The sequence below is a fragment of the Micromonospora sp. SL1-18 genome, from assembly GCF_047921505.1.
Lineage (GTDB): Bacteria > Actinomycetota > Actinomycetes > Mycobacteriales > Micromonosporaceae > Micromonospora.
Genome location: NZ_JBLROA010000021.1, coordinates 48,353 through 65,049, shown reverse-complemented (window position 1 = coordinate 65,049; position 16,697 = coordinate 48,353). Strand labels below are relative to the sequence as shown.

Annotated in this window: 17 protein-coding genes; 4 read left to right on the top strand and 13 right to left on the bottom strand. The window is 72.4% G+C overall.

From position 1 onward, the window contains the following. Positions 1-154: 154 nt before the first annotated feature. The 7 genes from era to ACNAW0_RS13045 form a co-directional block, all read right to left on the bottom strand. Positions 155-1,051 (bottom strand): GTPase Era, encoded by an 897-nt coding sequence (gene era / locus ACNAW0_RS13075; protein ID WP_416288083.1) that lies wholly within the window; start codon positions 1,049-1,051, stop codon positions 155-157. Positions 1,052-1,127: 76 nt separating this feature from the next. Continuing rightward, positions 1,128-1,514, bottom strand: coding sequence for a cytidine deaminase (locus ACNAW0_RS13070; RefSeq protein WP_416288082.1), 387 nt, complete (start codon positions 1,512-1,514; stop codon positions 1,128-1,130). Further along, positions 1,507-2,919: a hemolysin family protein gene (locus ACNAW0_RS13065; protein ID WP_416288117.1), complete on the bottom strand. Its 1,413-nt coding sequence runs from the start codon at positions 2,917-2,919 to the stop codon at positions 1,507-1,509. Before ACNAW0_RS13065 ends, ACNAW0_RS13070 begins: the two co-directional genes overlap by 8 nt. Continuing rightward, positions 2,895-3,368, bottom strand: coding sequence for an rRNA maturation RNase YbeY (gene ybeY, locus ACNAW0_RS13060; protein ID WP_416288081.1), 474 nt, complete (start codon positions 3,366-3,368; stop codon positions 2,895-2,897). The genes ACNAW0_RS13065 and ybeY overlap by 25 nt, the downstream gene beginning before the upstream one ends. An 18-nt stretch (positions 3,369-3,386) precedes the next feature. Next, a complete protein-coding gene (locus tag ACNAW0_RS13055; protein ID WP_416288080.1) occupies positions 3,387-4,445 on the bottom strand; it encodes a PhoH family protein in 1,059 nt (352 codons plus the stop codon). Between the two features lie 166 nt (positions 4,446-4,611). Further along, positions 4,612-5,988 (bottom strand): serine hydrolase domain-containing protein, encoded by a 1,377-nt coding sequence (locus ACNAW0_RS13050; RefSeq protein WP_416288079.1) that lies wholly within the window; start codon positions 5,986-5,988, stop codon positions 4,612-4,614. A gap of 21 nt (positions 5,989-6,009) precedes the next feature. Then, entirely contained in the window at positions 6,010-6,360 is a 351-nt protein-coding gene (locus tag ACNAW0_RS13045) for a histidine triad nucleotide-binding protein (RefSeq protein ID WP_416288078.1), read from the bottom strand. Between the two features lie 91 nt (positions 6,361-6,451). Between ACNAW0_RS13045 and ACNAW0_RS13040 the strand changes: the two genes are divergently transcribed. Beyond that, complete coding sequence (locus tag ACNAW0_RS13040; RefSeq protein ID WP_416288077.1) at positions 6,452-7,213, top strand: SDR family NAD(P)-dependent oxidoreductase; 762 nt, start codon at positions 6,452-6,454, stop codon at positions 7,211-7,213. 142 nt (positions 7,214-7,355) lie between these two features. On the opposite strand, the gene ACNAW0_RS13035 is transcribed toward ACNAW0_RS13040, so the two are convergent. The 3 genes from ACNAW0_RS13035 to hrcA all read right to left on the bottom strand — a co-directional run bounded on the left by ACNAW0_RS13035 (position 7,356) and on the right by hrcA (position 10,327). Continuing rightward, positions 7,356-8,090, bottom strand: coding sequence for a 16S rRNA (uracil(1498)-N(3))-methyltransferase (locus ACNAW0_RS13035; RefSeq protein ID WP_416288076.1), 735 nt, complete (start codon positions 8,088-8,090; stop codon positions 7,356-7,358). A gap of 1 nt (position 8,091) precedes the next feature. Continuing rightward, complete coding sequence (dnaJ, locus tag ACNAW0_RS13030) at positions 8,092-9,231, bottom strand: molecular chaperone DnaJ (protein WP_416288116.1); 1,140 nt, start codon at positions 9,229-9,231, stop codon at positions 8,092-8,094. 73 nt (positions 9,232-9,304) lie between these two features. Continuing rightward, complete coding sequence (gene hrcA, locus ACNAW0_RS13025) at positions 9,305-10,327, bottom strand: heat-inducible transcriptional repressor HrcA (RefSeq protein WP_416288075.1); 1,023 nt, start codon at positions 10,325-10,327, stop codon at positions 9,305-9,307. 195 nt (positions 10,328-10,522) lie between these two features. Between hrcA and ACNAW0_RS13020 the strand changes: the two genes are divergently transcribed. Next, positions 10,523-11,017, top strand: coding sequence for a DUF4870 domain-containing protein (locus tag ACNAW0_RS13020; RefSeq protein ID WP_416288074.1), 495 nt, complete (start codon positions 10,523-10,525; stop codon positions 11,015-11,017). Between the two features lie 43 nt (positions 11,018-11,060). Here ACNAW0_RS13020 and hemW read toward each other — a convergent pair whose 3' ends face one another. Further along, positions 11,061-12,284, bottom strand: a complete 1,224-nt coding sequence (gene hemW, locus ACNAW0_RS13015; protein ID WP_416288073.1) for a radical SAM family heme chaperone HemW — start codon at positions 12,282-12,284, stop codon at positions 11,061-11,063. A gap of 19 nt (positions 12,285-12,303) precedes the next feature. On the opposite strand from hemW, the gene ACNAW0_RS13010 reads away from it, so the two are divergent. Both ACNAW0_RS13010 and ACNAW0_RS13005 read left to right on the top strand, forming a co-directional pair. Then, positions 12,304-13,113, top strand: a complete 810-nt coding sequence (locus tag ACNAW0_RS13010; RefSeq protein ID WP_416288072.1) for an enoyl-CoA hydratase-related protein — start codon at positions 12,304-12,306, stop codon at positions 13,111-13,113. A gap of 145 nt (positions 13,114-13,258) precedes the next feature. Next, positions 13,259-14,125 carry a hypothetical protein gene (locus ACNAW0_RS13005; RefSeq protein ID WP_416288071.1) on the top strand — a complete coding sequence of 289 codons (867 nt, stop codon included), beginning with the start codon at positions 13,259-13,261 and terminating at the stop codon, positions 14,123-14,125. A gap of 129 nt (positions 14,126-14,254) precedes the next feature. Here ACNAW0_RS13005 and ACNAW0_RS13000 read toward each other — a convergent pair whose 3' ends face one another. Beyond that, a complete protein-coding gene (locus tag ACNAW0_RS13000) occupies positions 14,255-14,536 on the bottom strand; it encodes a GlsB/YeaQ/YmgE family stress response membrane protein (RefSeq protein WP_416288070.1) in 282 nt (93 codons plus the stop codon). A 227-nt stretch (positions 14,537-14,763) separates the two neighbouring features. Continuing rightward, positions 14,764-16,641: a translation elongation factor 4 gene (lepA, locus tag ACNAW0_RS12995; protein WP_416288069.1), complete on the bottom strand. Its 1,878-nt coding sequence runs from the start codon at positions 16,639-16,641 to the stop codon at positions 14,764-14,766. Between the last annotated feature and the right edge of the window lie 56 nt (positions 16,642-16,697).

Below are 16,697 nucleotides of genomic sequence, written 5' to 3'. Positions count from 1 at the left end.
GATCACATGCTTTCTCTACCCTCCGACCCCACCGGGTGAAACGGCGAGCAGACCGGGTCAGAAGTGAAAGATCCCATAATGCCGACCGTTCCGGATCAGTCCGAAACGCGGCCGCCGGTCCCGATATGCGGGACCGGCGGCCGGCGGTGCCTGGTCAGAAGCCCAGTTTGCGCAGCTGCTTCGGGTCGCGCTGCCAATCCTTGGCGACCCGAACGTGCAGGTCGAGATAGATCCGGGTGCCGAGCAGCTCCTCAATCTGCCGGCGCGCGGTGGTGCCGACCTCCTTGAGCCGGCTGCCCCGGTGACCGATCATGATCCCCTTCTGGCTCGGTCGCTCCACGTACACGTCGGCGTAGACCCTGGTGAGCTGGCCCTCCGGGATCATCTCCTCCACCACCACGGCGATGGAATGAGGCAGCTCGTCCCGGACGCCTTCGAGCGCCGCCTCACGGATCAGCTCGGCGACCAGCACCTGCTCCGGGTCGTCGGTGAGCATGTCGTCCGGGTAGAGCTGCGGCGACTCCGGCAGGTAGCCGGTCATCACGTCGACCAGGGTGTCCACCTGGTGCCCGGAGACCGCGCTCACCGGCACCACGTCGGCGAAGTCGGCCAGCTCGCTCACCGCGAGCAGTTGCTCGGCCAGCCGCTTCTTGTCCACCAGGTCGGTCTTGGTGACCACCGCCAGCACGGTCGCCTTCAGGCTGGCGAGCTCGCCGGTGATGAACCGGTCACCCCGGCCGATCGGCTCGTTCGCCGGGATGCAGAGGCCGATCACGTCGACCTCGCTCCAGGTCTCCCGGACCAGGTCGTTCAGCCGCTCGCCGAGCAGCGTACGGGGGCGGTGCAGGCCCGGGGTGTCGACCAGGACGAGCTGCGAGTCCGGCCGGTGCAGCACGGCCCGGATGACGTGCCGCGTGGTCTGCGGCTTGTTCGAGGTGATCGCGATCTTGGTGCCGATGATCGCGTTGGTCAGCGTCGACTTGCCGGCGTTGGGCCGCCCGACGAAGCAGGCGAAACCGGCCCGATACGGAGGCGCTTCGAGATCACTCACGCCGCCGCCTCGCTCCGCTCGGCAGCGGCGCGAGGCGCCACGCTGCTGAGCCTGATGGTTCGCTCGCTGCGCTCGTTCACTCGACCACCGTGCCGAGGACGGTGCCGTCCGGCGCGGCCACGTGGATCGGCGCGTCGGCGGAGAGGTCCCGGACCGCGGCGTGCCCGGCGCCGTCCAGCGTCGAGGCCTCGGTCACCACCACGGCGGCCTCCAGCCGGCTGGCCCCGGCGGCGACCGCCGAGGCGACCGCGAGCTGGAGCGCGGTCAGCGTCAGCGACGGCAGCGCGACGCTGGCCGCCGCGTACGTCCGACCGTCCTGGTCGCGGACCGCCGCGCCCTCCACGGCGCCGATCCGGCCGCGCGCGCTCCGGGCCAGGACGACCAGCTTGCCGTCCTCGGCGCTCAGCGCGGCGGGGTCGGACGGGGTGGGCCGGGCTGCCGGCACGGCGGGTGACTCAGGCATCGGCTGGCTGCCTCTCCTCGGAACGGTTCTGGTTGCCGCGCGACTCGGCGTGCTCGCCGCGCCCCGCGCTGTCGGATGCGTCGCTCGGCGCGGCCCGGCTCACCAGCAGGGCGTCGATCCGGTTGCGCCGGCCGGTGGTGCCCTCGGCGATCAGCCGGAGCCCGGCCACCTCGGCCTCGGCACCCGGGATCGGCACCCGGCCGAGCGCCTGCGCGAGCAGGCCACCGACGGTCTCCACCTCGTCGGTGGGCAGCTCGGTGTCGAACAACTCGCCCAGGTCCTCCACCGGCAGCCGGGCGGTCACCCGCACGGCCCCGTCCGCCAGGTGCTCGACCGGCGGGCGTTCGACATCGTACTCGTCGGTGATCTCACCGACGATCTCCTCCAGAATGTCCTCGATGGTGACCAGGCCACCGGTGCCGCCGTACTCGTCCACGACGATGACGAGGTGGTTGCGGGCCGCCTGCATCTCGGACAGCAGGTCGTCGACCGGCTTGGACTCGGGCACGAAGGTCGCCGGGCGCATCAGCTCCGAAACCGGGACCTGGGATGTACTCGGGTCCCCGCCCTGGGTGCGCCTGATCAGATCCTTGAGGTAGAGCACGCCGAGCACGTCGTCCACGCTCTCGCCGATCACCGGGATCCGGGAGAAGCCGGAGCGCAGGAAGAGCGCCAGCGCCTGGGCGAGCGTCTTGCGCTCCTCGATCCACACCATCTCGGTACGCGGCACCATGACCTCGCGGGCGATGGTGTCGCCGAGGGCGAAAACCGAGTGGATCATCTGGCGTTCGCCGTGCTCGACGACGCCGCGCTGCTCGGCCAGGTCGACCAGCTCGCGCAGCTCCACCTGGCTGGCGAACGGCCCCTCCCGGAAGCCGCGCCCCGGGGTGACCGCGTTGCCGATCAGGATCAGCAGCGAGGCGAGCGGGTTGAGCGCCCGGCCCAGCCAGCGCACCAGCGGGGCCACCGCGCGGCCCACCGCGTACGCGTGCTGCCGGCCGAGGGTACGCGGCGCGACACCGACCACGACGAAGCTGACCACGGTCATCGCCCCGGCGGTGACCAGGGCGGCCCGCCAGCCGGCTCCGAAGGTGTCCACCGCCACCAGCGCGACCAGCGTGGTGGCGGTCAGCTCGGCCAGCAGCCGGAGCAGGAGCAGCAGGTTGAGGTGACGGACCACGTCACCGGCGACCGCCTGGAGGGTACGCGCGCCGCGCGCCCCGTCCCGGGCCAGCTCGGCGGCCCGGGCCGGGGAGACGGCGGCCAGCGCCGCCTCGGTCATCGCGATCAGGCCGGCGAGCACCACCAGCCCCGCCGCGAGGGCGATGAGCTGGAGGTCGGGCAGATTGGCAGGGTCGCTGCCGGCCGCCAGGGTGGTCATCATCTCGACCGGGTCGACCGCCAGCTGGCCAGCAGTCGGGCCTGGAGACCGAACATCTCCCGCTCCTCCTCCGGCTCGGCGTGGTCGTAGCCGAGCAGGTGCAGCACCCCGTGCACGGTGAGCAGGTGCAGCTCGTCGGCGGCCGAGTGCCCCGAGGTGGCCGCCTGCTTGGCCGCCACCTCGGGGCAGAGCACGATGTCGCCGAGCAGCGCCGGCTCGCCGCCGGCCGGGGCGCTCTCCCCCGGACCGTGGTCGACGCTGCCCTCGTCCATGGGGAAGGCGAGCACGTCGGTCGGGCCGTCGCCGCCCATCCAGCGGTGGTTCAGCTCGGACATGTAGTCGATGTCGACCAGCAGGACGGAAAGCTCGGCGAGCGGGTTGACCCCCATCTCGTCGAGGGCGTAGCGGGCGACGGCGAGCACGGCGTCGGTGTCGACCTCGGCACCGGACTCGTTGGCGATCTCGATGGACAACTGTCTTCCTCTGATGAATTAGCGACGCCGGCCGGCCCGGCCGCCCTGGGCGGTCCGCCCGGGCACGGCGTGCACGCTCTGCGCCTGCTGGTTCTCCCGCTCGGCGTCCCAGCGGGCATACGCGTCGACGATCTCGCCCACCAGCTTGTGGCGGACCACGTCGGAGCTGGAGAGCTGGGCGAAGTGCACGTCCTCGACGTTGCTCAGGATCTCCCGGACCACCCGCAGGCCGCTGGTCGTCCCGCCGGGCAGATCCACCTGAGTGACGTCACCGGTGACCACGATCTTGGAACCGAAGCCGAGCCGGGTGAGGAACATCTTCATCTGCTCGGGCGTGGTGTTCTGCGCCTCGTCCAGAATGATGAACGCGTCATTTAACGTACGGCCCCTCATGTACGCCAGCGGCGCCACCTCGATCGTGCCGGCCGCCATCAGCTTCGGGATGGACTCCGGGTCGAGCATGTCGTGCAGCGCGTCGTACAGCGGGCGCAGGTACGGGTCGATCTTCTCGTTCAGGGTGCCGGGCAGGAAGCCCAGCCGCTCCCCCGCCTCGACCGCCGGCCGGGTCAGGATGATCCGGTTGACCTGCTTGGCCTGGAGCGCCTGGACGGCCTTCGCCATGGCCAGGTAGGTCTTGCCGGTGCCGGCGGGGCCGATGCCGAAGACGATGGTGTGCGCGTCGATCGCGTCGACGTAGCGCTTCTGCCCGAGCGTCTTGGGACGGATGGTGCGGCCGCGCCGGGAGAGGATGTTGAGCGTCAGGACCTCAGCGGGCCGCTCGGTGCTGCCCTGCTCGAGCATGCCGACGGTACGCCGGACGGCGTCAGTGGTCAGGGTCTCGCCTTTCTCGATGAGTTCGAGCAGCTCGCTGAAGAGGCGCTCGGCGAGGGCGTTGTCCGCGGGCGCGCCCGTGATGGTGATCTCGTTGCCACGCACGTGGATGTCACTGTTGACCGAGCGTTCGACGAGTCGCAGGATCTCGTCGCCCGCGCCGAGCAGGTTCACCATGATCTTCTGGTCGGGGACCGTGATCCTGGTCTGCACCCGGGGCGGGCCGGGAGGTGGGGTGCCGGTCATAGGTCGGGCCGTCGGGCCCTGCGCCACCTGCTTCCGATCTCGGTGCCGGGCCCTGCTGGCGCGGCGTGCGGTTCCACCCATCGTATCGGGTCAACACCGGGCGCACCCCGCCCATTTCCGCCGGGCGCAGCCCCGGCGGACCAGCCGCTCAGCCGCCGGTCCGAGGTCAGCTCCCGGTGCGGAAGTCGTACCCCTCGAAGCTCTCCTGGTGCCGGGTGAAGCGGTAGGTGGCCCAGTGCATCCGGACCACCGCGCCGCGCTCGTCGCGGGTCAGCCGGAGCAGCTCACCCACCTCGCGGCCGGCGACGGTACGGAACACGTCCGGCCGGTCCGGCAGCGGCGCGAACACCGCGGGCGGCTTGCTGGCCGGGTCATCGGCGCCGCGGGCCCGCAGCGTCCCGTCGTGCCAGGAGAAGACGTACTCGAAGCCCTCGCCCCACCAGCGGCCCAGCATCCCGCGCAGGTGCTCCGGGGCGGGCGGGCCGGGACGCCAGGGCTCGATGTCCGCCGGGTCGTGCTCGGCGGCGGCGGCCAGCAACCGGTGGGGCAGGTCGAACACCGCCACGCCGGTGCCGGAGGAGCCGAGCACCGCGCAGCCCATCGCGCCGGCCGTGCCGTCCCCGCCCCGCCGGCCGTAGACGGCGGCCAAAAAACCGGGCATGGCCCCGTCGTGCCCCACGTGCATCACCCGTCCCGGCTGTGGCACCAGGATCAGGCCCAACCCGAATCCCGCCGCCCACAACATCTCGTCGGTGGTGGTGAGCGGCCAGCGCATCTCGTCGAGGGTGGCCGCGGCGAGCACCGCGCCGGCCGGGTCCAGCGCGGCCGGGTCGGCCAGGAAGGCCGCCCAGCGGGCCATGTCCGGCGCGGTGCTCCACAGCTGCGCGGCCGGGGCCACCGCACCGAAGTCGGTCGGCGGTTCCGGCCGCGCCTCGTCGGAGTACGCGTCGACCAGGAACCCGGTCGCCGCCCGCTCACCGGCGCTGAGGCCGGTGGCGGTCAGCCCGAGCGGGGCGAGCACCCGGTCGGCCAGCACCTCCGCCCAGGTGCCGCCGCGCAGCCGGGCGACCAGCTCGCCGAGCAGCGCCATGCCGAGGTTGGAGTAGTGGAAGCGCCGGCCGGTCGGCAGCACCCGCTCCACCCGGGCGAGGTCGGCGATCAACTCGGCCACGCCGGGCGCCCGCAGCGTGTCCCAGACGTCGCCGTGCGGCTCGCGCTGCAGTCCTGCGGTGTGCGACAGCAGCCGGCGTACGGTCAGCTCGCCGTGCGCCGGCAGGTCGAGGTGCCGTCCGATCGGGTCGTCCAGGTCGAGCAGCCCGTCGTCCCGGCACTGCATCACCAGCACCGAGGTGAAGGTCTTGGTGACCGAGCCGATCCGGAACACCGTGTCCGGGCCGAGCGGGTTGTCGTTGCCGGTCCCGCCGACCGCGCAGGTCCAGAGCGGCCGATCGGCCCGGTGCATGGCGACCGAGACCGCCGGAATCCGGCCCTGGGCCTGCGCCTGCCGTACCATCCGGCCGAGCCGGTCATGCACCGTGATCATGCGTGCAGTCTAAGAACGGCGTCAGCGGCAGAGCATCGGGCCGAGCGGCGCGCCGCCGAACACGTGCGCGTGCACGTGGAAGACCTCCTGGCCGGCGTACGCCCCGGTGTTGAACATCAGCCGGAAGCCGTCGGCGAGCAGCCCCTCCTCCTCGGCCACCGTGGTGGCCGTGGCGAGCACCTCACCGGCCAGCCCCGGGTCACCCTGGGCGAGGGTGGCCACGTCCGCGTAGTGCTCCTTGGGGATCACCAGCACGTGGGTGGGTGCCTTGGGGTCGATGTCCCGGAAGGCGAGGGTGGTGGCGGTCTCCCGCACGATGGTGGCCGGGATCTCCCCGGCGACGATCCGGCAGAACAGGCAGTCGGTTCCCATTCGGGCAGTGTAAGGAAGTGCCCCCTGTTAACGCTTCCGCAAGGAAGGGCCCGTTGTTAACAGCTCGGTCGGCTGGGGCAGGATGGCCGCCATGACGGGACGGGCGGTACTGGTGACGGGGGCCTCACGCGGCATCGGCCGCGCGGTGGCCCAGGCGTTCGCGGCGGGTGGGGACCGGGTGGCGATCCACCACCGGGACTCGGCTGAGCTGGCCGAACGGCTGCGCGAGGAGCTGCCCGGCGACGGGCACGTGGTGGTGCGCGCCGACCTGGCCGACCCGGACGCGGTACGCGAGATGGTCGACGCGGCGGCGGAACGGCTCGGGGGTCTCGACGTCCTGGTCAACAACGCCGGCGTCTTCGGGCCGGCCGACCCGCCGCACCCGGTCTTCGAGAGCTCCTACGAGCAGTGGCGGCAGCGGTGGCGGGAGGTGCTGGACACGAACCTGTTCGGCGCCGCGAACGCCGCCTGGTGCGCGGCGCAACACATGCGCGAGCGGGGCGGGCGGATCATCAACGTCTCCTCCCGGGGCGCGTTCCGGGGTGAGCCGGCCAACCCGGCGTACGGGGCAAGCAAGGCGGGACTCAACGCGATGGCGCAGTCCCTCGCGGTGGCCCTCGCCCCCTACGGCATCGCGGTGGCGAGCGTCGCCCCCGGCTTCGTCGAGACCGACATGACCAACGAGCACCTCAAGGCGACGCGTGGCGACGCGATCCGCGCCCAGTCCCCGTTCAACCGGGTGGCGCGGCCCGAGGAGATCGCCGCCGCGGCGCACTGGCTGGCCAGCCCCGAGGCCGAATGGGCCTCCGGCACCATCGTCGACCTCAACGGCGCCTCCTACCTGCGTAGCTGACCCCGTAGGCCGGCGCTCGACGGCCGCAGCCACGCCCGCGCCGCGCTCCTGCCGGCCGCCACGGCCGGGTCGCGACCGGGCCGGCCCACGACCGGGCAGAGCCGCAGCAGGCCAGGCAGGTGGCGGGCCCGGAGCCGCGGGGTTACCAGCGGCCGAGGCGGGCGGCGAGGACGCTGAGGGCAGCGACGCCGGCGGTGGAGGTGCGCAGCACCGAAGGACCGAGCCGGACGGTACGCGCACCGGCCTCGCGGAAGGCGGACAGCTCCGGCGGGGCGATGCCGCCCTCCGGGCCGACCACCAGCACGAGCTCGCCGGTCTCCGGCAGCTCGGCGGTGGTCAGCCGCTCCTCGGCCTCCTCGTGCAATACGAACGCCGCAGCCGCCCCGGCGGTCCGCCGGGCCACCGTCGAGGTGGACTCGTCGGGCGTGCCGGCCACCACCGGCAGCCAGGCCCGGCGGGCCTGTTTGGCCGCCTCGCGGGCGGTGGCCGCCCACTTCTCCCGGGCCCGTACGCCCCGGTCGCCGCGCCACTGCACCACCGAGCGGGACGCCGCCCACGGGACGATCTCGTCCACCCCGACCTCGGTCATCGCCTGCACGGCCAGCTCGCCCCGATCGCCCTTGGCGATGCCCTGCACCACGACGAGCCGGGGGACGGACGCGTCGACGTACCCCCGGGAGGTGACCGCCAGGTCGAGGGTGCCCCGGCCGACGGCGGTGACCACCGCGCCGGCCGTGCCGCCCCGACCGTCGGCGAGCAGCATCTCCTCGCCGACGCGCAGCCGCTGCACGGTGGCGGCGTGGTGCCCCTCCGGACCGTCGAGGGTCAGGGTGTCGCCAGTGGGCAGCGCCTCGACCAGGAACAGCGGCGCCGACACGCTAGGCGTGCCCGTTGAAGGCGTCGCGCATCCGGGAGAAGAAGCCGCCCTGCTTGGTCAGCTCGGCGACCTCCTCGCCCCGGGTCTTGGCGAAGTCGCGCAGCATCCGCTCCTGGTCGACGTCGAGCTTCGTCGGGGTACGGACGTCCAGGTGGACGTAGAGGTCGCCCCGGCCGGTGCCGCGCAGGTGCGGTACGCCCCGGGCGCGCAACCGCAGCGTGCTGCCCGGCTGGGTGCCCGGCTTGACGTCGACCGTCTCCTCGCTGTCCAGCGTCTTGATGGTCAGCCGGGTGCCGAGCGCGGCGGCGGTCATCGGCACGGTGACCCGGCAGTGCAGGTCGTCGCCCTTGCGCGAGTAGACGTCGTGCGGCCGCTCGTGGATCTCCACGTAGAGGTCGCCGGCCGTGCCGCCGCCCGGACCGACCTCGCCCTGCTGGGCCAGCCGGATCCGCATGCCGTCCTCGACGCCAGCGGGGATCTTGACGGTGAGCGAGCGACGGGTCCGCACCCGGCCGTCACCGGCACAGGTCGGGCAGGGGTGCGGGATGGTGGTGCCGTAGCCCTGGCAGACCGTGCACGGCCGGGCCGAGACCACCTGGCCGAGGAAGGTCCGCTGCACCGACTGCACCTCGCCCCGCCCACCGCACGCCTCGCAGGTCGCGAGGTGGGTGCCGGCCGCGGTCCCCGCACCGGAACAGGTGGTGCAGGGCATGGCGGTGTCGACCGTGATCGGGGCCTCGACGCCGAACGCGGTCTCGTTGAGGTCCAGCTCCAGCCGCAGGATCGCGTCGGCACCCGGCCGGGTACGCGGACGCGGCCCGCGCGCAGCGCCGGCGGCACCGCCGAAGAACGCGTCCATGATGTCCTGGAACCCGACGAACGGGCCGCCGCCCGGGCCACCCGGCCCGGCGCCCCCGCCGCCCGGGGCCAGCGGGTCGCCGCCCAGGTCGACGATCTGCCGTTTCCGGTCGTCCGAGAGGACCTCGTACGCGGCGTTGATCTCCTTGAACTTCTCCTGTGCCTCCGGGTCCGGATTGACATCCGGGTGGTACTGCCGCGCCAGCTTGCGGTAGGCGCGCTTGATCTCGTCGTCGGAGGCGTCCCGGCCCACGCCGAGAATGCCGTAGTAGTCCCTGGCCACTGCGTTAGGTGTCCTCATGTTCGTCTCGCGTTGCGCCGGTCGTCGGCCGGGGGCCGCCGTCGGACCTGACTGGTCAATTCTGGGCCAGCAGCTCGCCCACGTAGCGTGCCACGGCCCTCACTGTGGCGATGGTGCCGGGGTAGTCCATCCGGGTCGGCCCGAGCACACCCAGACCGCCGACGATTGTGCTCCCGGGGCCGTACCCGGTGCTGACCACCGAGGCGGCGCGCAGGTTGTCGACCTCGTTCTCGTCGCCGATCAGCACCCGGGTGGTGCTCGGCTCGGCCTCACCGATGAGCTTGAGCAGCACGACCTCCTCCTCGAGCGCCTCGAGGATGGGCCGCAGCGAGCCCTGAAAATCCAGCAGGCCACCGCGGGTGAGGTTGGCCGTGCCAGCCAGTGCGAGGCGCTCCTCGTGCCGCTCGACCAGCGTCTCCAACAGCACACTGGAGAGCGTGGCCATGGCCGGGCGCAGCCGCGTCGAGGACTCGTCCACCAGCGCCTGGACCAGGGGCGGGGTCTCCGACAGTCGAGTGCCGACCAGCTTCTCGTTGACCAGCCGGCGCAGGTCGATGACGTCGTCGGCCGGGATCGGGGCGGGCATTTCGACCAGCCGCTGCTCGACCCGGCCGGTGTCGGCGATCATGACCACCATCAGCCGGGTGGTGGAGATCGGCACCAGCTCCAGGTGGCGCACCCTGGACCGGGCCAGGCTGGGGTACTGCACCACAGCGACCTGCCGGGTGAGCTGGGCCAGCAACCGGACCGTACGGTGCACCACGTCGTCCAGGTCGACCGCGCCGACCAGGAAGCGCTCGATAGCCCGGCGCTCGGCCGGGCTGAGCGGCTTGACCCGGGAGAGCCGGTCGACGAAGAGTCGGTAGCCGCGGTCGGTGGGCACCCGGCCGGCGCTGGTGTGCGGCTGCCGGATGTAGCCCTCGTCCTCCAGGACGGCCATGTCGTTGCGTACCGTGGCCGGGGAGACGCCCAGCTGGTGGCGCTCGACCAGGGCCTTGCTGCCGACCGGCTCCTGGGTGGCGACGTAGTCTTCGACGATCGCACGGAGCACGGCGAGCTTGCGGTCGTCGAGACCCACGTCCCCACCTCCTGACCGAGCATCTGGCACTCGACTGTAGCGAGTGCCAGTCTACGTCGGCGTACCCACCGACGCGATGATCAGCAACAGACCTCCGGTGCGGCCCACCGCAGACTTCGTCATGGCCGAACAGTCGGACATCCGGGACGGTGTCGCTCTGGCGCGTTGTTGCGACCTGGACCTACCGTGACCTCCATGACTGAACCACCTCGCCCTCCCGAACCGGGGGACCCCACCCCACCACTGTCCGGTACGCCCGGCGAGGGCGGCTATCCCCCGCCCGGCGGCTATCCGCCTCCGGGCGGGTACCCGCCGCCCGGCGGCTACGGGCCGCCCGCAGGCTACGCCAACAACGAGGACAAGACCTGGGCCCTGATCGCGCACTTCGGCGGCGCGGCGGCGATGTTCGTCAGCGCCGGGGTGCTGGGTTGGCTCCCGCCCCTGGTGTCGATGCTGGCCCGGGGCAACCAGTCGCCGACCGTGCGTCAGCACGCGGTCGCGGCGCTCAACTTCCAGCTGCTGTGGTCGATCGTGGGCCTGGTCGGCTGGATCCTGAGCTGCATCCTGATCGGGTTCCTCGGAGTCGGCGCGGCCGTCATCCTCGGGGTGGTGTTCGGCGTCCTCGCCGGGGTCAAGGCCAACGAGGGCCAGCTCTACCGCTATCCGGCGAGCATGAGCCTGATCAAGTGACGCCCGCCCGGCCGGCCTCCGGGTCGGCCGGGTCCGGCATCGCTCAGTGCAGCAGGTCGCGGACCACCGCGTCGGCCAGCAACCGGCCGCGCAGGGTGAGCACAGCTCGGCCGGCCGCGTACCCGTCGGCGGTCAGCAGGCCGTCGGCCAGTGCCCGCTGCGCGCCGGCCCGGCCCGCGTCGTCCAGCACGTCCAGCGGTAGGCCGGAGGCGAGCCGCAGCCGCAGCATCACGTCCTCCATGTGCGCCTCGTCGGGGCTGAGCACCTCCCGGGCCAGGCCGGGCGACTCCCCCGCGGCGAGGCGCTGGGCGTACGCGGTGGGGTGCTTGACGTTCCACCAGCGCACCCCACCGACGTGGCTGTGCGCCCCCGGGCCGAGGCCCCACCAGTCGCCGCCGCACCAGTAGAGCAGGTTGTGCCGGCACCGGGCCGCCTCGGTCCGGGCCCAGTTGGACACCTCGTACCAGGAGAAACCGGCCGCATCGAGGGCGGCCTCCGCGGCCAGGTAGCGGTCCGCCGCCACGTCGTCGGAGGGGTACGCCAGCTCGCCGCGACGCATCCGCGCGGCCAGCCGGGTGCCCTCCTCCACGATCAGGGCGTACGCGCTGACATGGTCCACCCCCGCAGCCACCACCTGCTCCAGCGAGGCGGCGAAGTCCTCGGCGCGTTCCCCCGGCGTGCCGTAGATCAGGTCCAGGTTCACGTGGTCGAACCCAGCGTCCCGCGCCTCCAGTGCGGCTGTGGTGGCCCGCCCGGCGCTGTGCTGCCGGTCGAGGATCGCCAGCACACCGGGCGCGGCCGACTGCATGCCCAGCGAGATCCGGGTGTAGCCGGCCGCCCGCAGCGTCTTGAGCGACTCGGGGGTGACCGACTCGGGGTTGGCCTCGGTGGTCACCTCGGCATCGGCGGCCAACCCCCACGTACGGTCGATCCCGTCGAGGATCCGGGCCAGGTCGTCGGCCGGGAGCAGGGTGGGCGTGCCGCCGCCCACGAAGACGGTGCCCACCCGGGGCGGCGGGGTGTCGCCCAGCGCCCGGGCGGCGAGCGCCAGCTCGGCCAGCACCGTCTCCGCGTACGCCTCGCGGCTGGCCCCGCCGCCCAGCTCGGCGGCCGTGTAGGTGTTGAAGTCGCAGTAGCCGCAGCGGCTGGCGCAGAACGGGACGTGCACGTACACCCCGAAGCCGCGCGCGCCGACGGCACGCAGGGCGGCAGCGGGCAGCGACCCGTCGACCGGGACGGGTTCGCCTTCTGGAAGGACGCCGGGCATGGCCACTAGTGTGCCCGGCATGACCTCTCCGGACGCACTCGTGCGGGTCGCCACGGCCCGTGGGGTGACCACCCTCACCCTCGACAGCCCGCACAACCGCAACGCGCTCTCCACGCCGCTGATGACCGAACTGCTGGCCGGGCTGGCCGCCGCGGTCGCCGACGACGCCGTCCGGGCGGTCGTGCTGGACCACACCGGGCCGGTCTTCTGCTCCGGGGCGGACCTGAAGGAGACCGCCGCCACGTACGCCAGCGGGACGGTGCCGGCCGGGATGCTCGGCGACGTGCTGGTGGCGGTCCGGGAGTGCCCGAAGCCGGTGCTGGCGAAGGTGGCCGGGCCGGCCCGGGCCGGCGGGCTGGGGCTGATCGCCGCGGCCGACCTGGCGGTCTGCGCCGAGGAGGCGACGTTCGCCTTCACCGAGGTCCGGATCGGGGTGATCCCGGCGGTGATCTCGGCGACCGTGCTGCCCCGGCTGCACCCCCGGGCCGCCGCCGAGCTGTACCTGACCGGCGACACCTTCGACGGCCGGCGGGCCGCCGAGATCGGCCTGGTCACGGCCGCCGTGCCGGCGGACGCCCTGGACGAGGCGGTGGCACGCTACTGCGCCTCGCTGGTGAAGGGCGCGCCGAGGGCCCTCGCCGGCGCCAAGGAGCTGCTGCGCCGGCCGGCCGCCACCGAACTACGGGCGGAGGTCGACGATTTGGCCGTCCTCTCCACCGGGTACTTCCTCTCCGACGAGGGCCGGGAGGGCGTGGCCGCGTTCCGGGAGAAGCGACCTGCACGATGGGTGGCCGCTCTGGACGGCGGTCCGGCAGAGGGCGCGAGCTAGGACCGGACGACCGGAGACGAGAGGCCGCGAGCCAGGACGGTCGGGCACGGTGGGTGGCCGACTGGTGACGCACGGGAGGCGACCGGTCGGCCGACCCGGACCGCGCGTCGGGAGACGTACGCTGGTCGGACTGCTGGGACAGGAGGTGCGGGTGCGAACTCGGGTTGCGATCGTGGCAGCAGGTGTGGTGGTGGCCGTGCTGGCCCTGCTCGGCATCTGGTTCGTCACCAAGCAGTTCGGGCAGCACCTCAGGCTGCCGATGGCCAGCCGCACCTGCACCGTTCAGGCCGACGGGCGGGTCGTGCTCAGCGCCGAACAGATGGCCAACGCGGCCACCATCGCGGCGATCGGCGCGCAGCGGCAGATGCCCGATCGGGCCGTGGTGGTGGCGCTGGCGACCGCGTACCAGGAGTCGCACCTGCGCAACATCGCGCACGGCGACCGGGACTCGCTGGGCCTGTTCCAGCAGCGCCCGAGCCAGGGCTGGGGCACCCCCGAGCAGGTCCAGGACCCGCGCTACGCGGCGAACAAGTTCTATGCCACGCTGACGAAGGTCAACGGCTGGGAGAAGATGCGGGTCACCGACGCGGCCCAGCGGGTGCAGCGGTCGGCCTACCCCGAGGCGTACGAGAAGTGGGCGGCCGACTCCGAGGTGCTCACCCGTGCGCTGCTTGGCGACGCCACCGGCGCGGTGGCCTGCACGGTCGGGCCGACGCCCGCCGCACGTGGCCCGGCCGCGGCGGCGGCCCTGGTGGAGAGCCTGGCCCTGGACTGGGGCCTGCCCGACCTGGCCGCGCCAACCGACCTCACCGGCTTCACCGTCCCGGCGACGGACAGCCGCAACGGCTGGCGGTACGCGCACTGGTTGGTCTCGCACGCCGACGACCGCGGCGTGAAGCTGGTCCGCTTCGGTGATCTGGAGTGGACCGCAGAGCACGGTACCTGGGCCAAGGTGAAGGGCGGCCGGGCCGCCCCGACGCAGGTGCTGGCGGAGGTCTTCGCCGCGACCTGACCTGGCCCGGCACCACCTCGACCCGGTCCACCGCGCGCCGACCTCGCGCCCTTTGAGAAGGGACGCCGACGGCCGGGGCACCCGACCTGGCGGTCGGGTGCCCCGCTGACGGCGCTTCGGGGGTGCGCCTCAGTAGCGCGAGACGCTGCGCCGACCACCCACACCGGCCACCAGGGCGACGGCGACGGCGGCCAGCAGCACCTGGACCAGCAACTCCATCCAGCTGACACCGGCGGTCTCGGTCGCGATGCCGAGGGCCCGGGCAAGCACGGTGCCGAGCAACGCGGCGCCCACGCCGATCAGCATGTGCAGCCAGATGGGCATGCTCTGGCGGCCCGGAACGACCAGGCGGCCCAGAGCGCCGACGATCAGACCAACGATCAGCGCGCTGATGATGCCCGTGACGGTCATGGTCGTCTCCTCCCAAGAATTTTCACACGTTCCGTGTGGTTCCTGTCGTGATCGGTACGTTCCCGAACCGCCGAAGACCCAAACCGATTCGTCTGCGGGGCCGATGCCGACCGTCGATGCGCGGACCCGGCGCCGGGTACGCGGAACGGCCGGTGCCCCGCCGGGGACCCGGGGTACGGATCACCGTGGCGGGACGCCGGCCGCGCGTCGGCGTACGGGCGAGGGGTCTACTTCTTGCCGGCGGGCTTGCCGTCCCCCGAGTCGGAGGAGAGCGCGGCGATGAAGGCCTCCTGGGGAACCTCCACCCGGCCGACCATCTTCATCCGCTTCTTGCCTTCCTTCTGCTTCTCCAGCAGCTTGCGCTTACGGCTGATGTCACCGCCGTAGCACTTGGCGAGCACGTCCTTGCGGATGGCGCGGATCGTCTCCCGGGCGATCACCCGGCTGCCGATGGCGGCCTGGATGGGCACCTCGAACTGCTGGCGCGGGATCAGGCTGCGCAGCTTCGCGGCGATCGTCGTGCCGTAGTTGTACGCCTTATCCTTGTGCACGATGGCGCTGAACGCGTCCACCGGCTCACCGTGCAGCAGGATGTCCACCTTGACCAGCTCGGACGCCTGCTCGCCGGAGGGCTCGTAGTCCAGCGAGGCGTACCCCTTGGTGCGGCTCTTCAGCTGGTCGAAGAAGTCGAAGATGATCTCGGCCAGCGGAAGGGTGTAGCGCAGCTCCACCCGGTCCGCGGACAGGTAGTCCATGCCGAGCAGGCTGCCCCGGCGGCCCTGGCACAGCTCCATCACCGCGCCGACGTAGTCGTTCGGGGTGAGCACGGTGGCCCGGACCGTCGGCTCGTACACCTCGGCGATCTTGCCGGTCGGGTACTCGCTCGGGTTGGTGACCACGATCTCCTCGCCGTCCTCCTGGATGGCCCGGTAGACCACGTTCGGCGCGGTGGAGATGAGGTCGAGGTTGAACTCCCGCTCCAGCCGCTCCCGGATGATCTCCAGGTGCAGCAGGCCGAGGAAGCCGCAGCGGAAGCCGAAGCCGAGCGCGCCCGAGGTCTCCGGCTCGTACGTCAGCGCCGCGTCGTTGAGCTTGAGCTTGTCCAGCGCCTCACGGAGGTTGGGGTAGTCGGACCCGTCGATCGGGTAGAGGCCCGAGTAGACCATCGGCTTCGGGTCCTTGTAGCCACCCAGCGCCTCGGTCGCCGGCCGGGTGTTGATGGTGACCGTGTCACCCACCCGGGACTGGCGCACGTCCTTCACACCGGTGATCAGGTAGCCCACCTCGCCGACGCCGAGCGCGCCGGCCTTCACCATCTCCGGCGAGATGACGCCGATCTCCAGCAGCTCGTGCACGGCGCCGGTGGACATCATCTTGATCCGGTCGCGGGCCTCGATCCGGCCGTCGATCACCCGGACGTAGGTGACCACGCCCCGGTAGACGTCGTACACCGAGTCGAAGATCATCGCGCGGGCCGGGGCGTCGGCCTCGCCGACCGGCGGCACGAACTGCCGGACGATCTCGTCCAGCAGGTACGGCACGCCCTCACCGGTCTTGCCGGAGACCCTGATGCAGTCGGCCGGGTCGCCACCGATCAGGTGGGCGAGTTCCTCGGCGTACTTCTCGGGCTGGGCGGCCGGCAGGTCGATCTTGTTGAGCACCGGGATGATGTGCAGGTCGTTCTCGAGGGCCAGGTAGAGGTTGGCCAGGGTCTGCGCCTCAATGCCCTGGGCGGCGTCGACCAGCAGGATCGCGCCCTCGCAGGCCGCGAGGGACCGGGACACCTCGTACGTGAAGTCCACGTGGCCCGGGGTGTCGATCATGTTGAGCACGGCGGTCTCGCCGGCCCGGTCACCCTCCCGGATGGTCCACGGCATACGGACGGCCTGGCTCTTGATGGTGATGCCGCGCTCGCGCTCGATGTCCATCCGGTCGAGGTACTGGGCGCGCATCTGCCGGGGGTCGACCACGCCGGTGAGCTGCAACATCCGGTCGGCCAGGGTCGATTTCCCGTGGTCGATGTGGGCGATGATGCAGAAGTTCCTGATGCGCGCCGGGTCGGTGGCACCAGGAGCGTTCGCGCCGGGATCGAGCGTCGGTGGCACAGCGGTCCGTTCTGGTCGGCTGACGTGAGCGGGCCGGCGCGACGCCGGCCCCCTCT

What these genes read in the sequence shown, in the direction of transcription:
- ACNAW0_RS13070 (WP_416288082.1), bottom strand. Translation starts at nt 1,514, where the DNA reads ATGCCTGAGTCACCCGCCGTGCCGGCAGCCCGGCCCACCCCGTCCGAC.
- ACNAW0_RS13055 (WP_416288080.1), bottom strand. Translation starts at nt 4,445, where the DNA reads ATGACCGGCACCCCACCTCCCGGCCCGCCCCGGGTGCAGACCAGGATC.
- ACNAW0_RS13050 (WP_416288079.1), bottom strand. Translation starts at nt 5,988, where the DNA reads ATGATCACGGTGCATGACCGGCTCGGCCGGATGGTACGGCAGGCGCAG.
- ACNAW0_RS13045 (WP_416288078.1), bottom strand. Translation starts at nt 6,360, where the DNA reads ATGGGAACCGACTGCCTGTTCTGCCGGATCGTCGCCGGGGAGATCCCG.
- ACNAW0_RS13040 (WP_416288077.1), top strand. Translation starts at nt 6,452, where the DNA reads ATGACGGGACGGGCGGTACTGGTGACGGGGGCCTCACGCGGCATCGGC.
- ACNAW0_RS13020 (WP_416288074.1), top strand. Translation starts at nt 10,523, where the DNA reads ATGACTGAACCACCTCGCCCTCCCGAACCGGGGGACCCCACCCCACCA.
- hemW (WP_416288073.1), bottom strand. Translation starts at nt 12,284, where the DNA reads ATGCCCGGCGTCCTTCCAGAAGGCGAACCCGTCCCGGTCGACGGGTCG.
- ACNAW0_RS13010 (WP_416288072.1), top strand. Translation starts at nt 12,304, where the DNA reads ATGACCTCTCCGGACGCACTCGTGCGGGTCGCCACGGCCCGTGGGGTG.
- ACNAW0_RS13000 (WP_416288070.1), bottom strand. Translation starts at nt 14,536, where the DNA reads ATGACCGTCACGGGCATCATCAGCGCGCTGATCGTTGGTCTGATCGTC.